The sequence below is a fragment of the Micromonospora sp. NPDC003776 genome, assembly GCF_053605645.1.
On record NZ_JBSGJR010000743.1, the window covers coordinates 1 to 2,840 of the forward strand.

Here is a 2,840-nt window from a genome sequence, read left to right on the forward strand (position 1 = left end):
ACGCCGACGGCCCGCCCCGCCGAGGCGGCGGTGCGGGCCGGGACCGTGGCGGTCACGGAATCATCTGCACCAGGTCCCGAGGCATCGTCGACTTGACGTCCTCCCACTCGCCCTGGTTCACGTGCCGGCGCAGGGTGTCCAGCACCACCTGGACGACCCGCTGCGTGCCGCCCTCCACGTCGTAGGGGAAGCCCTGCCGGACCTCGTAGAGGAAGTCGTCGCGGTTCAGCTTGATCGGTACGTTCTCCGGTTGCCAGCCCTCGAAGTAGACACCCCGCAGCAGCACCGGCAACTGCTGGGCGAACTCGACGCTCTGCCCCACCGGCATCCGGTCCCGCAGCAGGTGCAGCACCGTACGCAACGCCGCGTAGGACTGGTTGCGCTGTTCCTTCGGCCAGCCGTACGCCGCCTCGATCTCCTTGAGCATCACGTTGGTCTTGTCCAGCGAGGACTCGAACGCGGAAATCATCTGCTCAGCCATCTGCCCACCCCCGTGCGTCGGTTTCCCAGCGTCGGTCGTCGGTGCGGCGCGGCGGCCCGCTGGGCCCCCGCCAGAGCCGGGTCGGGCTGAACCGACCGGGCCGTCCGCCACGCCGGGGAGGGTCGGACCTCCCGACCACGTGCAGCACCCCGCCGCGGCGTCGATCCGCTACGACCCGCACCGTCATGGCCCACCTCCTGTCGGCCTCGCGGTCGCGTCGGTCGACGGACCGCACACACCGCCCAGACTCGCCGGGAGCCGGGTGAGCCGGCCTCACCCGGAAGAGGTGAACCTCATTCCGCGCCGAGGAACTCGCGCAGCCGCTGCCCGTTGCGCTGGGCGTAGTCGCGGTAGCAGTTGTTCATCAGCACGTGGGTCTGCTCCGCCTCCCCGGCCAGCTCGCGCAGCTTCGGCGCCCAGCCGCGCAGCTCCTTGTCGGAGTAGTCGTAGCCGAACTTCTCGTGGATGTCCTTGCTGGTCCACTTGTCGCTGTGCCCGTGGAAGCGGACCACGGCGAGGTCCGCCGTGGCGGCCAGCACCGGGGGCACCGAGGACCGGTGCCCCTGCGGCATGTCGACACAGACGAACGGCAGCTCGTGCTCGCGCAGGAAGGCGAGCGTCTCCTCGGCGTTGTCGCCGTCGAACCAGGAGGCGTGCCGGAACTCGAAGACCGGCCGCAGCGGGTCGCACCGCCGCGCCACCTCGAGCAGGTACTGCTTGTTGTCCCGCTTGATGGTGAACCAGGGCGGGAACTGGAACAGGATCGCGCCCAGCTTGCCGGCCTCGACCAGCGGGTCGAGGGCGGACAGGAACCGGGTCCAGACCTCCTCGTACGCCTGCGGCGACAGGTCGTCCGGATAGAGGTTCTTCTTCTCCGTCGCCGGGCGCAGGTCCTTGTAGAGCGAGCCGACCCGGGTCGGGTGGCCGGTCAGCAGGCTGAACGCCTTGACGTTGAAGGTGAAGCCGGCCGGGGTGCGGTCCACCCAGAGCCGCGCGGTCCGCTCGGCGGGCGGCGAGTAGTAGGTGGCGTCCACCTCCACCAGCGGGAACTGGCGCGCGTAGTAGGCCAGCCGCTTCTCCGGGGTGTCCGCGGTCTGGGGGTACCACCCGGAGTCGAGCAGGGTCCGGTCGGTCCAGGAGGCGGTGCCCACCTTGATCTCACCCATCTGGCGAGTCCACCGCGTACGGGACCGACCGGCAACCCGGGCGCCGCTCAGGCCGCCCGCCGCTCCCGGTTCTGCTTGCAGGTCACGCAGGAGGTGGCGGACGGGAAGATCTCCAGCCGCTCCACCGGGATCGGCGCGGAGCAGCCCTCGCAGAAGCCGTAGGTGCCCTCGTCCAGCCGGGTCAGCGCGTGCTCGAACTGGGCGCGCCGGTCCAGGATGGTGCGCAGCAGGGACTGCGCGGTGTCCCGCTCGGCGGTCTTGGTGCCGCTGTCGGCCTGGTCGTCGCCGGCCGTGTCGCCGATCTCGACCAGCCGCAGGACCTGGCTCTGCTGCACGGCCTGCTCGTACTCCGCGGTCAGCTCGTCGTACCGCGACTGCAGGGACTGCCGGATCCGGTCGACCTCCGCCTGCGAGCGCCCCGTGGCTACCTTGTCGTGGACGAGCATCGCTGCCTGCCTTTCCTCTGGGCCTCATGCCGGTCCGGGGCGCGAACGCCCCGGACGTGGTCCGATGGGATGCCCGGGCGAGATCACCCGTGCTCTGTGAGCCGGGCGATTACCCGCCGCCCCGACGGATCAAACCGGTGATCCCCGGGTTCTTTCCGGCCGTTCGTGCCCACCTGCGCCGGTCGGTCCGTGCCGGTCCGTGCCGGCTGCTGCCCGGCCACCCGGAATGCGCCCGCCCGGGCCCGCTGTCCGGGTCGCGTCCGGCGGCCGCCGGGGGGACCGTCCGGGTCGTCAGGCCGCCTCGACCAGGGCCGGGTGTCGCGGGTCGTCGACCCGGACCACCACGTCGGCGAAGCTGGCCGGGGCGACCTCGTCGGCGTACCGGGCGAACGCCGGCAGGGTCCAGCGCTGTCCCGGCTCGGTACGGCGGTCCAGCGCGCCCGGGGAGAGCACCAGGTGCACGGTGACGTCGAAGGGCAGCGCCCCGCCGAGCAGCAGCGGGCCGCTGACCAGCACCACCCCGCCGGGCGGCAGGTCGACGTAGCCGGCCCGGCTGGCCCGGTCGGCGACGGGGTCCCACAGCGACGGCAGCAGCCGGCCCGAGCCGGCGGGGCCGGCCGGGTCCAGCACCTCGCGGCGCAGGCCCGCCTCGTCGATCCAGCCCTCGTAGTAGGCGTCCGGGTTGGTCCGGCCGTGCTCGAGGCGTACCGAGGCGGGCCGGAGGAAGTCCGCCGCACGCACGTGCAG

Annotated in this window: 4 protein-coding genes; all 4 read right to left on the reverse strand. The window is 72.3% G+C overall.

Annotation, left to right across the window (positions count from 1 at the left end; genetic code table 11):
• Positions 1–52: 52 nt before the first annotated feature.
• Positions 53–481, reverse strand: a complete 429-nt coding sequence (locus ACWEVO_RS34270; RefSeq protein ID WP_452311562.1) for a DUF2267 domain-containing protein — start codon at positions 479–481, stop codon at positions 53–55.
• A 293-nt stretch (positions 482–774) separates the two neighbouring features.
• Positions 775–1,647: a DUF72 domain-containing protein gene (locus tag ACWEVO_RS34275; protein ID WP_452311563.1), complete on the reverse strand. Its 873-nt coding sequence runs from the start codon at positions 1,645–1,647 to the stop codon at positions 775–777.
• Between the two features lie 47 nt (positions 1,648–1,694).
• Positions 1,695–2,093 (reverse strand): TraR/DksA family transcriptional regulator, encoded by a 399-nt coding sequence (locus ACWEVO_RS34280; protein ID WP_452311564.1) that lies wholly within the window; start codon positions 2,091–2,093, stop codon positions 1,695–1,697.
• 291 nt (positions 2,094–2,384) lie between these two features.
• Positions 2,385–2,840: uridine kinase (locus tag ACWEVO_RS34285; RefSeq protein ID WP_452311565.1), on the reverse strand; the 456-nt coding region annotated here is incomplete at its 5' end.

Coding starts and splice junctions, on each gene's coding strand:
- ACWEVO_RS34275 (WP_452311563.1), bottom strand. CDS start 1,647: ATGGGTGAGATCAAGGTGGGCACCGCCTCCTGGACCGACCGGACCCTG.
- ACWEVO_RS34280 (WP_452311564.1), bottom strand. CDS start 2,093: ATGCTCGTCCACGACAAGGTAGCCACGGGGCGCTCGCAGGCGGAGGTC.
- ACWEVO_RS34270 (WP_452311562.1), bottom strand. CDS start 481: ATGGCTGAGCAGATGATTTCCGCGTTCGAGTCCTCGCTGGACAAGACC.